Origin of the sequence: Ureibacillus galli (assembly GCF_014836845.1) — a bacterium.
Taxonomy (GTDB): domain Bacteria; phylum Bacillota; class Bacilli; order Bacillales_A; family Planococcaceae; genus Ureibacillus; species Ureibacillus galli.
This window is the reverse complement of the sequence record NZ_JACSQA010000008.1, coordinates 1-17,617: the sequence shown is the minus strand read 5'-3', so window position 1 is coordinate 17,617 and position 17,617 is coordinate 1. Positions and strand designations below refer to the sequence as shown.

The window sequence follows — 17,617 nt, the reverse complement described above, 5'->3', positions numbered from 1 at the left end:
ATAAAAAATGAAAAGAACGATAAAAGAGATTGCCAATTGGTTATCAATTGATTCTAAAGATTTTATTGATACAGTAGTGACAGGTGTTTCAATTGACACACGTACCATTTCGCAAGGGGATTTATTTATCCCGTTTCGTGGTGAATCGGTTAATGGGCATAAATTTGTCGAGCAAGCTTTTGAAAAAGGAGCTGCTGCATCTTTATGGTTAAAAGATGAACCGAATCCTCCCAAAGATAAACCGATTTTGTTTGTAGATGATGCAGAAGTTGCTTTACAACAAATGGCACGAGCATACCGAAATCAACATAAGGCGAAGTTTATTGGCGTTACAGGGTCAAACGGAAAAACTTCTTCTAAAGATATTTTAGCAAGTATGTTAACACCCTTTTATAAAGTTCAAAAAACGCTAGGTAATTTTAATAATCAATTAGGATTACCAATTACTCTTTTAAATTTGGATGAAGATACTGAAATCGCCGTTCTAGAAATGGGGATGAGCGGATTCGGTGAGATTGAATTTTTAACGAAGCTGGCAAAACCTCATTATGCTATTATTACGAATATTGGTGAAGCCCATATGCAAGACCTAGGTTCTCGTGAAGGGATTGCGAAAGCGAAATTCGAAATTATCCAAGGATTAAACCAAGAGGGCATTTTATTTTATGATGGGGATGAACCTTTACTTCAACATTTAGTAGGTAAAGAGACGAATTTACAATCTAAATCGTTTGGTTTTCAAGGAACAAATGATTTAGTTGCCACATCCATTGAAACTACGGAAAAAGGAAGTCGTTTTACTGTAAGTGGAGAGTTGAACGGTGAATTTTTCATTCCAGTACTAGGTAAACATCAAGTGAAAAATACATTAAATGCGATGCTTGTAGGAAAATCGATTGGGCTTCTTGAAGAACAAATTCGTCAAGGATTGGCACAAGTCACTTTAACAGACATGCGGATGCAACTAGTCCCAACGGAAAAAGGGATACTATTTATTAATGATGCTTATAATGCGGCGCCAACTTCTATGACAGCGGCTATTCAATTTGTTCAAACTACTTCTTTAAGAGAAGATAAGTGGCTAGTTTTAGGTGATATGCTGGAATTAGGAGAGAATGAAAAACAGTTCCATGAGCAGATTGCATCGGTAATCGATGAATCAAAAATTTCAAGAGTTTGTTTATTTGGTCCGCGGATGAAGTGGCTTTATGAACAATTAAAAGATAAATTTGCTGAAACGAATTTACTTTATACGAACGAAGATTACGAACAAATTGTCCAATTTATAAATCAATATGCGGATGATCAATCATTAATTTTGTTAAAAGGTTCCCGTGGAATGAAATTAGAGACGATTTTAAAATCATTTTAGTGATTTAATCTTTAAAAGATGTCTATTAAGCCATTTAATGGTTTAATGACATCTTTTTTAGTATTGTCAATGTATGTAGATTTATGATAGTTGGAGGACTATAAATGAAAATCGGTGTTCTAATGTTACATGGCTTTTCAGGTGGACCCTACGAAATTGAGCCCTTTGCAAAATATATAGAAAACCATACGAATTGGATAATCGAAAAACCAACTTTTATCGGTCATGGTGATCAACTTTCGTTAAAAGGTTATAAAGCCGAACATTGGCTAATGGATGCTGAAATAGCTTATCGTCAATTAGCGAAAAAGGTAGATGAAATTATTATTGTTGGGTTTTCAATGGGTGGTATGATTGCCCTTTATTTAGCGACGAGATATAAAGTGAAAAAACTCGTTTTATTAAGTGCTGCTGCAAAATATATTGCCCATAGTCAGCTTATGGCGGATATGCGGTTAATGGCAAGGGAGGCAATGTATGGGCAATTAAAAGACAACGAATTATTTAATCGATATAAGAGCAAAATAAAAAATGTACCTGTTAGTGCAACTGTTCAATTTATGAAAATTGTTCGTGAAGTAAAGTTATACATGAATAAAATCGAAGTTCCGACCTTTATTGTTCAAGGTCAATTAGACGGTATCGTCCCTTATGTAACTGCACAACTTTTATATGATCAACTTCCTTCAAAGGAAAAACAGATTTATTTTTCACCAAAAGGGAAGCATCACATTTGCTACAGTGAGGATTGTGACTTATGGTTTCCTAAAGTGATTAATTTTTTACAGGAAAAAGTATAAATTAAGAATATTACAACTAGAACAATATCGTTGCATTGCAGTGATGAGCCATGATAGACTAAATGAAGCAATGGATACATTTTGTGCGAAGGCTCTTCACAAATTTCTGATGAAGAGTGCTTTTTTTTGAATTTAACGGTTTTATTCTATTGATTATGAAAGAACAAAAATGTATAGAATTGAACCGCTCGGCAAAGACCGGGCTTTCCTTTTCATATAAAATCGCTCTCTGAACGCAAGCAGAGAATTATTAAGTATCGGAAACGTTCCAAACTTAGGCCCTTAGTTTGCCGACATTTCATCTGAAAATGTAACCATTTGTCAACTTAAAGGAAAAAAGGAGATTGAAGAGTTTGACAAATTTTTCAGAATTAAATATTAGCGAATCGACATTACGTTCATTAAAACGTATGGGATTTGAAGAAGCCACACCAATCCAAGAAGGTACAGTTAGGTTTGCAATGGAAGGCCGAGATATTATTGGCCAAGCGCAAACAGGTACAGGTAAAACTGCAGCTTTTGGTATTCCACTAATTGAACGAATTGACCCTAAAAATCCATCAATTCAAGCATTAATCATCGCTCCTACTCGCGAATTAGCAATCCAAGTTTCTGAAGAGCTTTACAAAATCGGTTATGACAAACGTGTAAAACTATTATCAGTTTACGGTGGTCAAGATATCGGACGCCAAATTCGTGCGTTAAAAAATAAGCCACAAATTATTGTTGGTACTCCTGGTCGTATTATTGACCATATTAATCGTCGTACTTTAAAACTAGACAGTGTTCAAACGCTTGTATTAGATGAAGCGGATGAAATGTTAAATATGGGATTCATTGATGATATTAATGCAATTTTAGAAAACGTTCCTGAAGAACGCCAAACATTATTATTCTCGGCTACAATGCCGCCTGCAATTCGTAAAATTGCAACGAACTTCATGAAAAACCCTGAAGAAGTAAAAATTAAATCAAAAGAAATGACAGTTGAAAATATCGACCAATATTTCGTTAAATCACAAGAACGTGAAAAATTCGATATTTTAACTCGTTTAATCAATGTTCATCAACCGGAACTTGCTATCGTGTTCGGACGTACAAAACGCCGTGTTGACGAATTAGCCCAAGCTTTAAGTATTCGTGGATATTTAGCAGAAGGAATTCACGGTGATTTAAGCCAAGCAAAACGTATGTCAGTGTTGCGTCAATTTAAAGAAAATAAAATTGACATTTTAGTTGCAACAGACGTTGCTGCTCGTGGTCTTGATATTTCTGGTGTAACCCATGTATATAACTTTGATATCCCACAAGATCCAGAAAGTTACGTTCACCGTATCGGACGTACTGGCCGTGCGGGTAAATCTGGTTTAGCTGTTACTTTTGTAACGCCACGGGAAATGGGTTACTTACGTATTGTTGAGGAAACAACGAAAAAACGTATGACACCTCTTCGCCCACCAACTGAATCAGAAGCTTTAGTTGGCCAACAACAAGTTGCAATGGAAAATCTAATTGAAATTGTACAAGCAAATGACCTAGGTGATTACCGTATTTTAGCTAATCAACTGTTAGATGATCATGATGCAGTCGATATAGTTGCAGCTGCGATTAAATATATGACAAAAGAACCTGATGATACACCAGTAACGATTACTGAAGAACGTCCATTACCAATGCGTAAAACTTCTTCTGGTGGTCGCGGTGGCCGTAGTGGAGATTCACGTGGTCGTCGTGATTACGGTCGTGGTGGTAGCCGCACAGGTGGTCGCCGTGAAGGTGGTCGTAAAGATGGTCGTCGCGAAGGCGGTCGTCGTGAAGGTGGAGAACGTCGCCGTTCACCACGTCGTAGAGAAGACTAATATTTTCTATAAAAGTGCCCTAGCATATTTAGGGCACTTTTTTTATATATTGAAACAATTTTCTTATTCATCCGTATAAAATGGAAGAGAGATGAGGTGGATGTTTTATATGCGAAATCAATTGATGTTTCAAATACCTAAGAAAGGATTAACCGTTTGGCGCTTATATGGTCTTTTTAATACACTTTTTATAGCCGTTTTAGCAGGTGTAGTAAGTTTTCTAACGTATAAATTTGAATGGTTATCAATTATTTACTACATAGCAGTAGCTGTCGTTATCATCGTCGCCATTACATCTATTTGGCTTTTCCCTAAAATTCGTTGGGATCATTGGCGCTATGAAGTTCGGGAAAATGAAATTGAGATTCAAAGTGGATTATTTGTCGTAAAGAGAACTTTAATACCGATGGTAAGAGTTCAACATGTTGATACGACACAAGGTCCTATATTAAAGAAATACGATTTAGCGAATATTTCTATTTCAACGGCAGCCACAACCCATATCATTCCGATGCTCATTACAAAAGAGGCGGATGATTTACGAGCACGTATTTCCATTTTAGCAAGGGTGGCTGAAGATGATGTCTGAAAAACGTTACAAACTTCATCCAGTCGCGGCTATTATTAACTTTGTTAAAGGGTTAAAGGAATTGATCTTCCCATTTATCATTCTTGTTGTTGCAAATGGTTTAAACTTTTCCTTGAATCCGCTTGAAGAAGGATTTTGGTCGAATATTTTCCCTTTAGCAATACTTAGTTTAATTTCGATTGTTTACTTATTTTCTGGAATCGTTAAATGGTGGACGTTTGTTTATTGGTTTGAAGAAGATGAGTTGCGTGTAGAATATGGTCTTTTTATAAAGAAAAAGCGGTATATTCCTTTTGATCGAATTCAAAGCTTTAACTATAAAGAAGGAATTTTTCATCGGATTTTTGGCCTTGTCCAAGTAATGGTCGAAACGGCGGGTAATACGAACGGTAAACCTGAAGTCGTATTAACAGCTATTACAAGAGAGGCTGCTAATGATATTGAGGATATAACACGTAAGGTTAAACAACAGGAAACTGAACATCTTGAAATAAATGAAAATACCGTTTTAGAAGAACCCACTATCCAAAATGGAAAAGTGATTCACAAAATGAACACTAAGGATTTAATAATACTAGCGACAACTTCGAATAGTATTGGTGTAGTACTCGCGGGGATCGTCGCTTTGTTATCCCAATTAGGGGACTTAATCCCATATGAAAAATTATTCGAAGAAGTTTCTGCCCTTATTAAATTTAGCTTTGTTATTGTAGCCTTATCCGTTATAGGTGCTCTTTTATTAACTTGGCTTGTATCCGTATTAATTACATTCCTTAACTATTATGACTTTACGGTAGTAGAAGAAAATGACCGATTGATCATTACAAGAGGTTTATTAGAAAAGAAAAGGGTAACGATTCCTTTAAATCGTATACAAGCTATTAAAATAGTGGAAAATCCATTAAGACAATGGTTCGGCTATGCAGCGGTTACCGTTGAAAGTGCAAGTGGGGGATTTGGGGATAAGGATCAAAAAATCACTTTGTTTCCGCTTATTTCGAAAAAAGAATTATTCCAACCACTTCAAAATTTATTTCCCCATTTTGAATGGGAGCAGACATTAACAAAACCACCAAAGATAGCAAAACCTTTCTTTTATCGAATTGACTTTTTATGGCTTATTCCGTTAGTGGCAATTTGCTCGTACTTTTGGTATCCATACGGACTGTTGTCCTTTTTAATCGTCATCCCTGCCATCTTGATTGGGTTATGGCAATATCGTACAACAGGGTTTGCAATGAATGGACAACAATTGACAATTGTCTATCGTATGTTGAGCCGTGTAACCTTTGTTGTAGAAAAAAAACGAATTCAAGCTTTGGAAAGTAAACAAAGTTATTTTCAAAAACGACGAAATATCGCCACGTTTGAAGCTACAGTTATGTCTGGAATGCTGGGGGCGACTGCTCGGGCGAGAAATTTAAAAATAGAAGATGTCGAAGAAGTAATGGAATGGTTTGAAAAGTAAAATTTCTGAACAAAAAAAGGCAATCGATTCGATTGCCTTTTTTTATAAATTTTTTCTCCAGCGAATAATATTTTTCGGGGAAAAATAAGATAACCCGAGTATAAACCCAGTAATTAATCCGCCGAGATGACTTGCAGCATTTACATTTGGTGATAAAAACGTAATAATCACACTTATAATAATAAGGGGCATAATGATTTGTTTTAGTTGCGGCATCGTACGCCGTGTATAGTAAACTAGTGCGGCAAAGGCGCCAAAAATACCGAAGATTGCCCCGCTAGCACCTACACTACTGTAAAATCCCTCTTGGAAAACAAATGTAGCAACATTGCCGAAAATGCCAGCTAGTAAATAAATCGTAATAAAACGTGCTTTCCCAGCGATCTTCTCTAGCTCTGGACCAAATAAAAATAATGAAAACATATTAAATAATACGTGTATAAAACCACCGTGGATAAAGATGGAAGTTAAAATACGCCACCATTGTCCATCACCAATTAAATAGTTAACACTCATACCCGAATAAAATATATAATCTCCGATAAAAGGGAGAATGGTTAAAATATATACAATGAAATTAATCGCAATGAGAGTAGTTACAACAGGGTAAAACTTAATAAATTGGCTAAAATTTTCTCTACGAATAAACATATATCCACCTCTAACTCCATTATACATTGTATTTTATTAATAATAAAAGGAGAATATCCATATGATAAAAGGAATTGGACTAGATATAGCAGAAATCCCAAGAATAAAAAAGGCAATGGAACGTTCGGAGAAATTTCAAAATCGAATATTATCTGAACGGGAATTGGAACTATTTCACCAATTGTCAGAACAGAGAAAAGTTGAATTTTTAGCGGGGAGGTTTGCGGCCAAAGAGGCATATTCAAAAGCGAATGGTACGGGCATAGGAAAAGGATGTGAGTTTCGTCAAATTGAAGTGTTAAAAGATGAATTAGGGAAACCAACTTTATTTTTCGACGGAAAAAAAGTGAGTGGACATGTCAGCATTACTCATACAAAAGAGTATGCAGCAGCCCAAATTATCTTAATGCAATAGTTACATAACAGAATAATAATTTGGGATGTTGTCCAAAAGTGATAGCATAAAGTTAGACAACCACTCATATATTTGACGTACGGAGCTGAAAGTAGAAGAAAGGATGGAGTTTTGCGACACAAATTAATCGCTTTTATTGTCATGTTGTTAAGTGTGCTAGTGCTTGCTGCTTGTGGTGGAAATTCACAGGAGGATGTTTTAAAGGATTTAAACGACAAATGGAATGATGTAAAAGGATATGAACTCGATGCCTCAATGGAAATTAAAACAGGTACTGAGCCAAGAGTGTACGATGTAAATGTTTGGCATACTGAACCAGATTTTTATCGAGTGAAAGTTACTCAACAAGGTGAAGATGTTACACAGATGATTATCCGAAATAAAGAGGGCGTTTTTGTGGTTACACCTTCTTTAAGAAAAACGTACAAGTTCCAAAGTGAATGGCCAAAACAAAATAGCCAAGCCTACCTAATAGGAGCATTAGCAGAAGATCTATTGGCAGATGAAAAAGTGAAAATGGAAGAAAATGATAAGAGTTATATCTTTACTGCAGCAACAAGAAATAACCATAAAAGTATTATGCCGACGCAAAAAATTGTAGTAAATAAGAAAACAATGCTTCCAACTTCAGTTTCAGTATTAAATGAAGCTCAAGAAGAACAAATGGTCATTACATTTAAAAATATTGACCTAGGAATGCAACATAAAGAAAGCGAGTATGCAGTAGAGAAGTTTTCCGATGAGGAAGAAACTGCTAGTGCAAGTGCAGAAGTAGTCAATACAGAATTCCAAACATATTATCCTACGATAGACTGGGCAACATTGGCGGACGAGGAAAAGGTTGCTGAAGAAGGGTCAGAACGAGTTATTTTAACCTTTGATGGGGAAAAATCCTTTACCCTTGTACAACAACCAATCGTTTATGATGAGACTTCTACATTACCTGTATATGCACCTGGCGATCCGGCGGATTTAGGATTTACAATTGGTGCAATTACGGATAACTCGATTAGTTGGGAACGAGATGGCATGTCATTCTTTATTGCGTCGAATAATTTGACGAAAGATGAAATGATAGCAGTTGCAAGTTCTTTAACGCCAGGCGGTCTAAAATAAAAAATAGGTGGACAGGATAGTTGGAGAAAATATAATATATTAAAAATGACAAAAATTTGAAGTTTGAAAATTGTAGAAGAGGGTAAAATAAAAATGCAAAACATACAGCACTTCCGTCCAACCAAAGCCATAATTAATTTAGAGGCAATAAAGCGTAACGTTCAACATTTAAAAGAACATCTTAAAAAGGGTGTTCAAATTATTGCAGTTGTGAAGGCGAATGCTTACGGACATGGAGATGTAGAGGTGGCTGCCACAGCAATAGAAGCTGGTGCAAGCATGCTAGCTGTAGCAACACCTGAAGAAGCACTTCATATCCGCAAGCATTTCCCTAATATTGATATTTTGATTTTAGGTTATGCCCCTGTTTCCTTTGCTCCTTATGCTGCAAAGGAAAATATCACTTTAACCGTATTTTCTTCTGATTGGGTAGATCAAGTGAAGGCATTAACCCTATCTAATCCATTAAAATTACATATGAAAATCGACACAGGCATGGGTAGAATAGGTGTCACGACGATAGAAGACTTAATGAACTTATATAACGCAATTTCCTCTTCTTCAAATTTACTTGTTGATGGTGTATTTACGCATTTTGCTACGGCCGATGAAGAAGATGAAACTTACTTTAATCATCAAGTATCCAAGTTTGAACAGTTTATTAGCTCTTTACCTGTTAAACCGCGAATTGTACATGCTGCCAATACTGCAACAATGCTAGTAAAGGATCAACGACTCCAATATGATGCAGTACGATTTGGAATTTCTATGTACGGGCTTGCACCTTCTGCCTATGTAAAAACGAAATTACCGTTCCCGTTACAACCAGCTTTCTCATTAGAAACTGAGTTAGTTGAAGTAAAATTAATTCAACCGGGCCAGTCGATTGGTTATGGAGCAACTTTTACGGCTACTGAACCATCTTATATTGGGACAATCCCAATTGGCTATGCTGATGGTTTAATTCGGAAATATAGTGGTCAACATGTATTGGTAAATGGAACACGCGCACCAATAATTGGTCGAATTTGTATGGATCAATGTATGATATTATTACCAGCTGCATATAATATAGGTGAAAAAGTAACTTTAATTGGAAAACAACAAAACGATGAAATAACAATTGACGAATGGGCAGAAAAAGTAGAAACAATAAACTACGAGGTTCCTTGTATCATTACCTCGAGAGTGCCTAGAATTTACAACAGAAAATAATAAATTGCGACAAAATCTTCATCAAAAACCGTTAAAACTACATGGATTGCCACATTTTTTTTATATCTATCTTTTCAACTCCCTTATTCGGTGATAGAATGAGAAAAGAATTTGGAAATGGTACGGTTTTTGTGGAGGTGCTTGTTTTGTACGCGAAAAAAGTAGAAGAATTAAAGGAAGTTTTAGAATTTCCTCAAGAAATGTTAGTGGAATTTAATCAAACTCTTGAGCAAAAATCTCGAGATAATGAAAGTTTTGTTTATATATCATCTCGTAGATTATCTACGCACAAGCAACCAAATCAAATACGGGAAGCTTTAATGAAAGGCTATGTGGAAATGTCGCAAATCAATTTGTCTATTTGTAGCGAATGTCTACATGTAGAATATGAAGCGGAACATATGGTAGAGCGTCTCGTAAGCGGGGGATGACATTTTGATTGTAAAACGAGGGGACGTGTTTTTTGCAGATCTTTCTCCAGTAATAGGATCTGAACAAGGCGGTACTAGACCCGTATTAATCCTTCAGAACGACATTGGAAATAGATTTAGTCCAACTGTAATCATCGCTGCGATTACTGCGCAAATTCAAAAAGCAAAATTGCCGACTCATGTCGAAATTGATGCAAAAAAGTACGGCTTTGAGCGCAATTCGGTAATTTTGCTTGAACAATTGCGTACTATAGATAAGTCTAGGCTAACGGATCGGATTACACAGTTAGATGAAGAGCTTATGGATAAAGTGGATGTTGCATTGGAAATAAGTCTAGGATTAATGAAATTTTAATACATAAAAAAAGAAATGACCTAAAAGTCCTGCTTTTAGGTCATTTCTTTTTTATTGGAAATTTGAGGTTTTAAATATATCTAGGAAAACAGGAGGTGACAAGATATAAATAGTATAGAAGAAGCTACTCAACTATGAAATATAGCCTGGTGTATTTTTTTGATATTTAAGACTTTTCTCCCTTGAATTATCGGAATTTTAAGCTAATTATAGATTTAAATTTGATGTTAAGTAACTCGATAATATATATTAGGTTTATAACAAAAATTACTAAAATCTACTAAGATGGGGTGCAGTAATGGCAGAGAAGGTAACGGTTGAAATAGTAACAGAATTAGATATTGTAACTGCACGTAAACTAGGTCGTAAACAAGCGAAACAAATTGGTTTTAATAAAGTAGATCAAGCTAGGATTACTACCGCTATAGGTGAATTAGCTAAAAATATTTTTCAATATGCCTGTGAAGGAAAAATTATTATTGAAAGAATTAACAAGGAAGGTAAGAAAGGGGTTTCAATTACCTCAATAGATCAAGGTCCTGGAATAGCCGATGTACAAAAGGCTCTTGAAGATGGGGAATCTTACGGAGCAGGACTGTCTTCTGTTAAAAGATTAGTAGACTCTATGCATATTTTTTCTGAAGAAGGGAAGGGGACAACTGTAAAAGTTGAAAAATGGCTAAGATAGGATGGTGGATTACTTGGAACAGCTAAAGCTTGATTACAAAACAATATTATCGAATTATATTCATAATCAAAATGAAAGAAATTTATATATTGGTCAAAATTTTATAAAACGACTTATTCAAAAAAATGTGACTCCAGAAGAAGTTATAAGTATACATAAGCAGGCACTGGAGGACATCATTGAAGATCTACCGGAGTATACAATTCATGCTTATGATTTTTTAATCGAGGTAATGGTCCACTTCGGGTTGAAACTGAAGGAACATCAAAGTTTATTGATGAAACAAGAAGAATTGCGTATCGAAATGGAAGTCGCAGCAAAAATTCAAAATACATTATTGGAAACAACAATTCCAAATCCGGAAGGCTTAGATATAGGAATGATTTCTGTCCCTCTTCGAAAAATGAATGGGGATTATGTGCATTTTATGCATGATCATAAAAGGTTTTTAAGTATTGCTGTAACGGATGTAGTAGGAAAAGGAGTTCCCGCTGCGCTTTGTATGTCGATGGTTAAGTACGGTTTGGATACATTGGAATATGCAAATAGTAATCCTTCTTACGTTCTTGAAGTATTAAATCAATTGATTGAAAAAAGTGTAGATGACGGTATGTTTGTATCAATGTGCTATGGTCGATACGACTTAGAAAAGGACATTTTTACATGGAGTTCAGCAGGGCATGAACCACCCCTTTATTATCATTCAAGGGAAAATGCTTATTATGATTTAGAATCAAAGGAATTACTATTAGGAATTTTACCTGACGTAAAATATTCTCAAAAGGATATTAAGTTAAATGACAATGACTTTATCATTTTGATGACTGATGGAGTAACGGATTTCCGAAACCGGGAGGAGTTTGATCCTCGGCAATATATTAAGGAACTTGCTTTATCCTGTAGGCATCTAAATGCTCAGGAGATGTGTGATAACATTCATAAACAACTACAAGTTTTACATAATTACAAACTAGAAGATGATTTTACAATCGTCATTATTAAAAAATAATTTTAAAAAATATGTTTAAATACTTTTTAGTAGGGAATAGAAAAAACAGGGAAACTGGAGGTGTTCCGAATGGATATCAATATACAATTTCGGGAAGAAGGGAATCTACTTTTAGGTTTAATAGAAGGGGAAATAGATACTTTCACAGCACCAATTCTTAGAGAGGAACTAGAAAAAATTGAACTCTCTAATGAAATATCTGTTGAGTTAGATTTATCAAAGGTAAGTTATATGGATAGTACGGGGCTCGGAGTATTTGTCGCCTTTTATAAAAGAGCAACAAAAGAAGATGTAAACTTAAAATTAGTAAACTTATCGACTCGACTAACAAGATTGTTTGAAATTACAGGACTTAGTGAATTAATGGATATTGAAAGAGGTGGGATAGGCCATGCGAGCATTTGACTACATTGAAATCAGAGTTCCTGCAAAACCGCAATATGTTGGTGTGATTCGGTTAACGGTGTCTGGTTTAGCATCTCGTGTAGGCTTCTCCTATGACCAAATAGAAGACTTAAAGATTGCCGTTAGCGAAGCTGTTACAAATGTAGTTCAACATGCTTATGACTCTTACGACGATGGAGAAATTGTTATAGGCCATGCTTTATATGATCATAAAATTGAAGTGATGGTATCTGATTATGGGAATGGTTTTAATTTTGAAGAAATTAAAGCCCAAATTGGACCGTATCAAGAAGAGGAAAATGTCGAATTTTTACGCGAAGGTGGTCTTGGCCTCTACTTAATGGAAACTTTAATGGATGAGGTGAGAGTAAATAACAACGAAGGTGGAGTCACTGTTTTCATGACAAAATATGTCACGAGAGAGCAGGTGATTGATGATGTCAAAACAATCATCACATAATCAAACATCTAAGGATGATATATTAAGATGGATTGAGCAATATCAACTTTCAAAAGATGATGATTCTTTAAATAATTTAGTTATTCATTATAAAAATTATGTAGAATCGATAGCGAAAAAATATGCCTATGGTAAATCGAATTATGAAGATATTGTTCAAGTAGGCATGCTTGGACTACTAGGAGCAATACAACGTTTTGATAAGTCTTTTGGTAAAAGTTTCGAAGCATTTGCCGTTCCCACGATTGTGGGAGAAATTAAACGTTATTTACGAGACAAAACTTGGGATGTCCATGTTCCTCGACGTATTAAGGAATTAGGACCGAAAATAAAAGCTGCTGTCGAACATTTAACAACTGAATTACAAAAGTCTCCTTCTATTGAAGAAATAGCTACATACTTAGATGTCGAAGAGGAAGAAGTCTTAGAAGCGATGGAAATGAGTAGTAGTTACCAAGCGCTTTCTATGGATTATTCTATTGAGGCAGATTCTGATGGGGGCGCAGTGACCCTACAAGATATAATCGGTAAAGAGGACGAAGGTTTCGAAAAGACGAATCAAAGAATCGTAGTTGTAGAAGCGATGGAAGTTTTGGATAACCGTGAGAAAGAAATATTAAAGTTAACTTATTTCGAAGAACTAAGTCAAAAAGAAACAGGCGAGATACTAGGAATTTCCCAAATGCATGTTTCGCGAATACAACGTAAGGCGATTAAAAAACTACAGGAAGCTATTGCAGTTGGGAATAATAGCTGATTTTTATAAAAGCTCGAAATTCAAAAAAAGGACAAGTCTACTCTTTTAAATGTTTATCAAAGAGTAGACTTTTTTATTTTAAACAGATTGAAATGATGAACAATAGAAGAAAGTAGTAAGTAAATGTTAAAATGATTTTATGTAAACTAGAAAGGCTGTGGAATGATGGAAGAAAAGAAAATGTTACAAATCATTGCAACTGAAACAAAGGTAAAGCCACATCAAGCAGAAGCAGTGATTAAGTTATTAGAAGACGGAAATACCGTTCCATTCATTGCTCGATATCGTAAAGAGGCGACGGGTTCACTAGATGAAGTTCAAATTAAATCAATTGAAGATCGATATCATTACATACAACAATTAGAACAGCGAAAGGAAGAAGTAATCCGTCTAATCGATGAACAAGGAAAATTAACTGAAGAATTACAAGCATCCATCCAGGCTGCTACTGTGCTACAGCGGGTGGAGGATTTATATAGACCGTACAAACAAAAGCGTCGCACAAAAGCAACTATCGCTAAAGAAAAGGGATTAGAACCTTTAGCAGATGAACTGATGAAATTTTCTAAAGAAAATGTTGAAGATTTGGCCTTAACCTTCCTAGATGAAGAAAAGGGTGTTAATACAGTAGAAGATGCAGTAATGGGAGCAAAAGATATTTTAGCTGAACGTTTTGCAGATGATGCCGCTATACGGGATCAATTGCGTAAGCTTTCTTGGAGAGAGGGGCGTATTGTTACTTCTGTTAAGGATGCGGAAAAAGACGAGAAGAAAGTATTTGAAATGTATTATGAATATGAAGAACCAGTAAAATACATTGTGCCGCATAGAACATTAGCTATTAACCGTGGGGAAAAGGCAGATATTTTAAAAGTGACTATCCAAGTGCCGCTGGATCGTGTAGTTCAATTAATGGAAAAGGCATGGTTGCCTATAAATTCTTCCTCCCCATCTATATCCCATGTAAAAGAAGCGATTGAAGATGGATATAAACGATTAATTCAGCCTTCGATTGAGCGGGAGTTACGAAATGAATTAACGGAGAAAGCAGAAGAACAAGCCATTCATATTTTCGCTGAAAACCTGAAAAGTCTACTATTACAGCCACCGATGCGCGGTAAAATGGTGTTAGGGGTAGACCCGGCTTATCGAACAGGTTGTAAATTAGCAGTAGTTGATGAAACGGGAAAAATGTTAGAAGTAACTGCTATTTACCCACACCCACCGAAGCCCGATGTGGAAAAATCAAAATCAGTAGTTAGGGAGATTTTAGAAAAGTATCCAATTTCAATTATTGCTATTGGAAATGGGACGGCTTCTCGGGAAACAGAACAATTCATAGCAGATGTGTTAAAGGAAGTTGAAAGGGAAGTTGCTTACGTTATAGTTAACGAGGCAGGGGCATCTGTTTATTCCGCATCTGAAGTTGCAAGAAGTGAGTTTCCTGACTTACAAGTTGAACAAAGAAGTGCTGTGTCCATTGCTCGTCGATTGCAAGATCCTTTATCCGAACTTGTAAAAATCGAACCAAAAGCTGTTGGGGTTGGCCAGTATCAACATGATGTTTCACAAAAGAAACTAGCAGAGTCATTAACTTTTATTGTAGAAACGGCAGTAAACCAAGTAGGGGTCGATGTAAATACAGCATCCGCTTCCCTTTTACAGTATGTATCTGGTTTGTCAAAGACCGTAGCTGAAAATATTGTAAATGCAAGAAGTGATAATGGGAAATTCACTTCCCGGACCCAATTAAAGAAAATTCCTCGTTTAGGGGCAAAAACATATGAACAAGCAATCGGTTTCTTACGTATTCCAGAGGCTAAAAATCCCCTTGATGCAACTGGAATCCACCCAGAGAGCTATAAGTTAGCTGAAGAAATTTTGGCAACTGTTGGATTAACGAAGAAGGATGTCGGCAGTAAACAGTGTGAGGAAGCACTTGGTGCTATAGATTTAACGGCATTAAGTAATCAATTAGAAGTAGGTGAAGTAACAGTCAAAGATATTGTTGACACATTAATGAAACCGACTCGAGATCCACGCGATGCATTCCCACAACCGTTATTGAAAACAGACGTATTAAAAATGGAAGATTTAAAAGTAGGGATGGAACTACAAGGGACTGTGCGAAATGTGGTCGATTTCGGAGCTTTTGTCGATATTGGTGTAAAACAAGATGGTTTAGTTCATATTTCTAAACTTCAAAAACGCCGTATAAAACATCCTTTAGAGGTCATTTCTTTAGGTGATATTGTCACAGTTTGGGTAGAGAAGGTAGAAGTAGAAAAGGGTCGCATTTCTTTAACGATGATTCCCCCTGAAAACCAAATAAACCAATAATACACCAACTCTGATTAATAGTTTGCTTATTAATCAGAGTTTTTTCATATTTTGCAGCGATTTGAATGGATATGGTACATTTGTACGCGGGGGGATAACGATGACGGATCAGCAACTACAATTATTAGTAGAAAAATTATCAATGGAATATTTTAAGCAACCTTTTTTACATAAAGCATATTTCAATAGTAGGTTGCGTACAACTGGTGGTCGTTACTTATTAAGAAGTCATAATATAGAATTTAATAAAAAATCGTACGAAAAATTTGGGATGGAAGAGTTAAGGGGAATTATTCTTCATGAACTATGTCATTATCATCTTCATATAAGAGGAATGGGTTATAAACACCGCGATACAGATTTTAGAACATTGTTAAAAAAGGTAGGGGCACCACGTTTTTGTTCTACGATAGAAGAAAAGAAGAGCCGTAGTACAAAGCTTTATATTTATGAATGTGTTCAATGTAAACAACGGTATGAAAGAAAAAGAAGAATGGATGTAAACAAATATCGTTGCGGAAAATGTCGTGGGCATTTAATCACTGCTTCTCATAAAGATAACTGAAATGAAAAAGAGTTAAATAAATGATTGTATGTTTTTTTATAAAAGTGTACATTCTATAATAGCTATTGTTTTACTAGTAGCTTACGAACCCTTAAGAAATAAGGGGTTTAAAGGCTTTTTATAAAAAAATAAAAAAAGTTTGTTTAAAGTGTTGACATTATTTATAACTCTCTCTATAATAATAAAAGTCGACAAGATGAGTCGCAAATATTCCGAAGTAGCTCAGTGGTAGAGCAATCGGCTGTTAACCGATCGGTCGTAGGTTCGAGTCCTACCTTCGGAGCCATGGCCCGTTGGTCAAGTGGTTAAGACACCGCCCTTTCACGGCGGTAACACGGGTTCGAATCCCGTACGGGTCACCACTTATATTTTTAAAAAAATTCAAAATGTTGGTCCCGTGGTGTAGCGGTTAACATGCCTGCCTGTCACGCAGGAGATCGCCGGTTCGATCCCGGTCGGGACCGCCATTGGGGTATAGCCAAGCGGTAAGGCAACGGATTTTGATTCCGTCATGCCCAGGTTCGAATCCTGGTACCCCAGCCATTTTTGAAGAGCCATTAGCTCAGTGGTAGAGCATCTGACTTTTAATCAGAGGGTCGAAGGTTCAAGTCCTTCATGGCTCACCAGTTTTTATTTGACAAATGTATTTATTGGTGTATAATTAATAGTGTCTTCATTGAACGCGGTCGTGGCGGAATGGCAGACGCGCTAGGTTGAGGGCCTAGTGGGGGCAACCCCGTGGAGGTTCAAGTCCTCTCGGCCGCACCAAGTTGCAATACATTTCATACGCGCCCGTAGCTCAATTGGATAGAGCGTCTGACTACGGATCAGAAGGTTGTGGGTTCGACTCCTGCCGGGCGCGCCATAATATTTTCATACGCGGGTGTAGTTTAATGGTAAAACCTCAGCCTTCCAAGCTGATGTCGTGAGTTCGATTCTCATCACCCGCTCCATATTTGAACCTTGAAAACTGAACAACAAAACGTTAATGAATATAGTTTCAACTTAATTGTTGAAACAAAATTTTGGACATCATTATGATGCCAGCAAAAATTTGAGCTTTATCAAATTTTCTTTTATGGAGAGTTTGATCCTGGCTCAGGACGAACGCTGGCGGCGTGC

Annotated in this window: 18 protein-coding genes and 8 tRNA genes; 25 read left to right on the top strand and 1 reads right to left on the bottom strand. The window is 36.2% G+C overall.

From position 1 onward, the window contains the following. The first annotated feature begins 7 nt into the window (after positions 1-7). From H9636_RS07475 to H9636_RS07455, 5 genes are all read left to right on the top strand, one after another. On the top strand, positions 8-1,372 hold the full coding sequence (locus tag H9636_RS07475; protein ID WP_191706997.1) for a UDP-N-acetylmuramoyl-tripeptide--D-alanyl-D-alanine ligase: 1,365 nt from the start codon (positions 8-10) through the stop codon (positions 1,370-1,372). A gap of 104 nt (positions 1,373-1,476) precedes the next feature. Beyond that, positions 1,477-2,172: an alpha/beta hydrolase gene (locus H9636_RS07470; RefSeq protein WP_191706996.1), complete on the top strand. Its 696-nt coding sequence runs from the start codon at positions 1,477-1,479 to the stop codon at positions 2,170-2,172. 353 nt (positions 2,173-2,525) lie between these two features. Continuing rightward, complete coding sequence (locus H9636_RS07465) at positions 2,526-4,031, top strand: DEAD/DEAH box helicase (protein WP_191706995.1); 1,506 nt, start codon at positions 2,526-2,528, stop codon at positions 4,029-4,031. 109 nt (positions 4,032-4,140) lie between these two features. Then, positions 4,141-4,620: a PH domain-containing protein gene (locus H9636_RS07460; RefSeq protein ID WP_191706994.1), complete on the top strand. Its 480-nt coding sequence runs from the start codon at positions 4,141-4,143 to the stop codon at positions 4,618-4,620. Then, on the top strand, positions 4,610-6,088 hold the full coding sequence (locus tag H9636_RS07455) for a PH domain-containing protein (protein WP_318241007.1): 1,479 nt from the start codon (positions 4,610-4,612) through the stop codon (positions 6,086-6,088). Before H9636_RS07460 ends, H9636_RS07455 begins: the two co-directional genes overlap by 11 nt. 42 nt (positions 6,089-6,130) lie before the next feature. Here H9636_RS07455 and H9636_RS07450 read toward each other — a convergent pair whose 3' ends face one another. Further along, positions 6,131-6,739: a rhomboid family intramembrane serine protease gene (locus H9636_RS07450; protein ID WP_191706992.1), complete on the bottom strand. Its 609-nt coding sequence runs from the start codon at positions 6,737-6,739 to the stop codon at positions 6,131-6,133. A 61-nt stretch (positions 6,740-6,800) separates the two neighbouring features. Between H9636_RS07450 and acpS the strand changes: the two genes are divergently transcribed. From acpS to H9636_RS07350, 20 genes are all read left to right on the top strand, one after another. Beyond that, positions 6,801-7,154: a holo-ACP synthase gene (gene acpS, locus H9636_RS07445; RefSeq protein WP_191706991.1), complete on the top strand. Its 354-nt coding sequence runs from the start codon at positions 6,801-6,803 to the stop codon at positions 7,152-7,154. Positions 7,155-7,295: 141 nt separating this feature from the next. Further along, entirely contained in the window at positions 7,296-8,270 is a 975-nt protein-coding gene (locus H9636_RS07440; RefSeq protein WP_404817744.1) for a LolA family protein, read from the top strand. 93 nt (positions 8,271-8,363) lie between these two features. Then, complete coding sequence (alr, locus tag H9636_RS07435) at positions 8,364-9,485, top strand: alanine racemase (protein ID WP_191706989.1); 1,122 nt, start codon at positions 8,364-8,366, stop codon at positions 9,483-9,485. Between the two features lie 200 nt (positions 9,486-9,685). Continuing rightward, positions 9,686-9,916: a transcriptional regulator gene (locus tag H9636_RS07430; RefSeq protein WP_225230136.1), complete on the top strand. Its 231-nt coding sequence runs from the start codon at positions 9,686-9,688 to the stop codon at positions 9,914-9,916. A gap of 4 nt (positions 9,917-9,920) precedes the next feature. Further along, positions 9,921-10,271 carry a type II toxin-antitoxin system PemK/MazF family toxin gene (locus H9636_RS07425; protein ID WP_122972929.1) on the top strand — a complete coding sequence of 117 codons (351 nt, stop codon included), beginning with the start codon at positions 9,921-9,923 and terminating at the stop codon, positions 10,269-10,271. 298 nt (positions 10,272-10,569) lie between these two features. After that, a complete protein-coding gene (locus H9636_RS07420) occupies positions 10,570-10,959 on the top strand; it encodes an anti-sigma regulatory factor (protein ID WP_191706987.1) in 390 nt (129 codons plus the stop codon). A 4-nt stretch (positions 10,960-10,963) separates the two neighbouring features. Then, a complete protein-coding gene (locus H9636_RS07415) occupies positions 10,964-11,968 on the top strand; it encodes a PP2C family protein-serine/threonine phosphatase (protein WP_318241008.1) in 1,005 nt (334 codons plus the stop codon). 69 nt (positions 11,969-12,037) lie between these two features. Then, positions 12,038-12,373 carry an STAS domain-containing protein gene (locus tag H9636_RS07410; protein WP_191706985.1) on the top strand — a complete coding sequence of 112 codons (336 nt, stop codon included), beginning with the start codon at positions 12,038-12,040 and terminating at the stop codon, positions 12,371-12,373. Beyond that, positions 12,360-12,833 (top strand): anti-sigma B factor RsbW, encoded by a 474-nt coding sequence (gene rsbW / locus H9636_RS07405; RefSeq protein WP_191706984.1) that lies wholly within the window; start codon positions 12,360-12,362, stop codon positions 12,831-12,833. The genes H9636_RS07410 and rsbW overlap by 14 nt, the downstream gene beginning before the upstream one ends. Continuing rightward, positions 12,811-13,590 (top strand): RNA polymerase sigma factor SigB, encoded by a 780-nt coding sequence (gene sigB, locus H9636_RS07400; RefSeq protein WP_191706983.1) that lies wholly within the window; start codon positions 12,811-12,813, stop codon positions 13,588-13,590. Before rsbW ends, sigB begins: the two co-directional genes overlap by 23 nt. Positions 13,591-13,755: 165 nt before the next feature. Continuing rightward, complete coding sequence (locus H9636_RS07395) at positions 13,756-15,930, top strand: Tex family protein (RefSeq protein WP_191707079.1); 2,175 nt, start codon at positions 13,756-13,758, stop codon at positions 15,928-15,930. Positions 15,931-16,030: 100 nt separating this feature from the next. Continuing rightward, on the top strand, positions 16,031-16,495 hold the full coding sequence (locus H9636_RS07390) for a SprT family protein (RefSeq protein WP_191706982.1): 465 nt from the start codon (positions 16,031-16,033) through the stop codon (positions 16,493-16,495). Positions 16,496-16,706: 211 nt separating this feature from the next. Continuing rightward, positions 16,707-16,781 (top strand) — tRNA-Asn (locus H9636_RS07385). 1 nt (position 16,782) lies between these two features. Further along, positions 16,783-16,857: transfer RNA gene (locus H9636_RS07380), tRNA-Glu, on the top strand. Between the two features lie 29 nt (positions 16,858-16,886). Then, positions 16,887-16,962: transfer RNA gene (locus H9636_RS07375), tRNA-Asp, on the top strand. 1 nt (position 16,963) lies between these two features. Next, positions 16,964-17,038, top strand: a tRNA-Gln gene (locus H9636_RS07370). A gap of 8 nt (positions 17,039-17,046) precedes the next feature. Next, positions 17,047-17,121: transfer RNA gene (locus H9636_RS07365), tRNA-Lys, on the top strand. A 56-nt stretch (positions 17,122-17,177) separates the two neighbouring features. Then, a tRNA-Leu gene (locus H9636_RS07360) sits at positions 17,178-17,263 on the top strand. Positions 17,264-17,283: 20 nt separating this feature from the next. Further along, positions 17,284-17,360: transfer RNA gene (locus H9636_RS07355), tRNA-Arg, on the top strand. Between the two features lie 14 nt (positions 17,361-17,374). Then, positions 17,375-17,448: transfer RNA gene (locus H9636_RS07350), tRNA-Gly, on the top strand. Positions 17,449-17,617 lie beyond the last annotated feature (169 nt).

Bases quoted from the DNA above. Each gene is read 5' to 3' on its own strand.
- H9636_RS07475 (WP_191706997.1), top strand. From the start codon at position 8: ATGAAAAGAACGATAAAAGAGATTGCCAATTGGTTATCAATTGATTCT.
- H9636_RS07470 (WP_191706996.1), top strand. From the start codon at position 1,477: ATGAAAATCGGTGTTCTAATGTTACATGGCTTTTCAGGTGGACCCTAC.
- H9636_RS07460 (WP_191706994.1), top strand. From the start codon at position 4,141: ATGCGAAATCAATTGATGTTTCAAATACCTAAGAAAGGATTAACCGTT.
- H9636_RS07455 (WP_318241007.1), top strand. From the start codon at position 4,610: ATGATGTCTGAAAAACGTTACAAACTTCATCCAGTCGCGGCTATTATT.
- H9636_RS07450 (WP_191706992.1), bottom strand. From the start codon at position 6,739: ATGTTTATTCGTAGAGAAAATTTTAGCCAATTTATTAAGTTTTACCCT.
- acpS (WP_191706991.1), top strand. From the start codon at position 6,801: ATGATAAAAGGAATTGGACTAGATATAGCAGAAATCCCAAGAATAAAA.
- H9636_RS07440 (WP_404817744.1), top strand. From the start codon at position 7,296: ATGTTGTTAAGTGTGCTAGTGCTTGCTGCTTGTGGTGGAAATTCACAG.
- alr (WP_191706989.1), top strand. From the start codon at position 8,364: ATGCAAAACATACAGCACTTCCGTCCAACCAAAGCCATAATTAATTTA.
- H9636_RS07430 (WP_225230136.1), top strand. From the start codon at position 9,686: ATGTTAGTGGAATTTAATCAAACTCTTGAGCAAAAATCTCGAGATAAT.
- H9636_RS07420 (WP_191706987.1), top strand. From the start codon at position 10,570: ATGGCAGAGAAGGTAACGGTTGAAATAGTAACAGAATTAGATATTGTA.
- H9636_RS07410 (WP_191706985.1), top strand. From the start codon at position 12,038: ATGGATATCAATATACAATTTCGGGAAGAAGGGAATCTACTTTTAGGT.
- rsbW (WP_191706984.1), top strand. From the start codon at position 12,360: ATGCGAGCATTTGACTACATTGAAATCAGAGTTCCTGCAAAACCGCAA.
- sigB (WP_191706983.1), top strand. From the start codon at position 12,811: ATGTCAAAACAATCATCACATAATCAAACATCTAAGGATGATATATTA.
- H9636_RS07395 (WP_191707079.1), top strand. From the start codon at position 13,756: ATGGAAGAAAAGAAAATGTTACAAATCATTGCAACTGAAACAAAGGTA.
- H9636_RS07390 (WP_191706982.1), top strand. From the start codon at position 16,031: ATGACGGATCAGCAACTACAATTATTAGTAGAAAAATTATCAATGGAA.